General features: G+C 54.0%; 1 rRNA gene. It reads right to left on the bottom strand.

Features of this window, described 5'->3' with window-relative positions:
- Positions 1 to 37: 37 nt before the first annotated feature.
- Positions 38 to 1524 (bottom strand): 16S ribosomal RNA (locus NB504_RS01045); the annotation flags it as partial.

The following is a 1524-nucleotide window of genomic DNA, read 5'->3' as shown; positions in this document are numbered from 1 at the left end:
TCAATCTGTGTGGACACTCATCAGTGTAATCTTCGTATAAGGAGGTGATCCAGCGCCAGGTTCCCCTAGCGCTACCTTGTTACGACTTCACCCCAGTCATGAACCACAAAGTGGTGAGCGTCCTCCCCGAAAGGTTAAACTACCCACTTCTTTTGCAGCCCACTCCCATGGTGTGACGGGCGGTGTGTACAAGGCCCGGGAACGTATTCACCGTAGCATTCTGATCTACGATTACTAGCGATTCCGACTTCATGGAGTCGAGTTGCAGACTCCAATCCGGACTACGACGCACTTTTTGGGATTCGCTCACTATCGCTAGCTTGCTGCCCTCTGTATGCGCCATTGTAGCACGTGTGTAGCCCTACTCGTAAGGGCCATGATGACTTGACGTCGTCCCCACCTTCCTCCGGTTTATCACCGGCAGTCTCCCTGGAGTTCCCGACATTACTCGCTGGCAAACAAGGATAAGGGTTGCGCTCGTTGCGGGACTTAACCCAACATTTCACAACACGAGCTGACGACAGCCATGCAGCACCTGTCTCAGAGTTCCCGAAGGCACACCTGCGTCTCCGCTGGCTTCTCTGGATGTCAAGAGTAGGTAAGGTTCTTCGCGTTGCATCGAATTAAACCACATGCTCCACCGCTTGTGCGGGCCCCCGTCAATTCATTTGAGTTTTAATCTTGCGACCGTACTCCCCAGGCGGTCTACTTAACGCGTTAGCTCCGAAAGCCACGGCTCAAGGCCACAACCTCCAAGTAGACATCGTTTACGGCGTGGACTACCAGGGTATCTAATCCTGTTTGCTCCCCACGCTTTCGCATCTGAGTGTCAGTATCTGTCCAGGGGGCCGCCTTCGCCACCGGTATTCCTTCAGATCTCTACGCATTTCACCGCTACACCTGAAATTCTACCCCCCTCTACAGTACTCTAGTGAACCAGTTTCAAATGCGGTTCCGAGGTTGAGCCCCGGGCTTTCACATCTGACTTAATCCACCACCTGCATGCGCTTTACGCCCAGTAATTCCGATTAACGCTCGCACCCTCCGTATTACCGCGGCTGCTGGCACGGAGTTAGCCGGTGCTTCTTCTGTCGCTAACGTCAAATGATGCTGCTATTAACAACACCACCTTCCTCACGACTGAAAGTACTTTACAACCCGAAGGCCTTCTTCATACACGCGGCATGGCTGCATCAGGCTTGCGCCCATTGTGCAATATTCCCCACTGCTGCCTCCCGTAGGAGTCTGGACCGTGTCTCAGTTCCAGTGTGGCTGATCATCCTCTCAGACCAGCTAGGGATCGTCGCCTTGGTGAGCCATTACCTCACCAACTAGCTAATCCCACCTAGGCATATCCTGACGCGAGAGGCCCGAAGGTCCCCCTCTTTGGCCCGTAGGCATCATGCGGTATTAGCCATCGTTTCCAATGGTTATCCCCCACATCAGGGCAATTTCCTAGGCATTACTCACCCGTCCGCCGCTCGCCACCCAAGGAACAAGTTCCTCTGTGCTGCCGCTCGACTT

Origin of the sequence: Vibrio sp. RM-69-4 (assembly GCF_024743775.1) — a bacterium.
Lineage (GTDB): Bacteria > Pseudomonadota > Gammaproteobacteria > Enterobacterales > Vibrionaceae > Vibrio > Vibrio anguillarum.
This window is presented reverse-complemented; position numbering and strand designations above follow the sequence as displayed.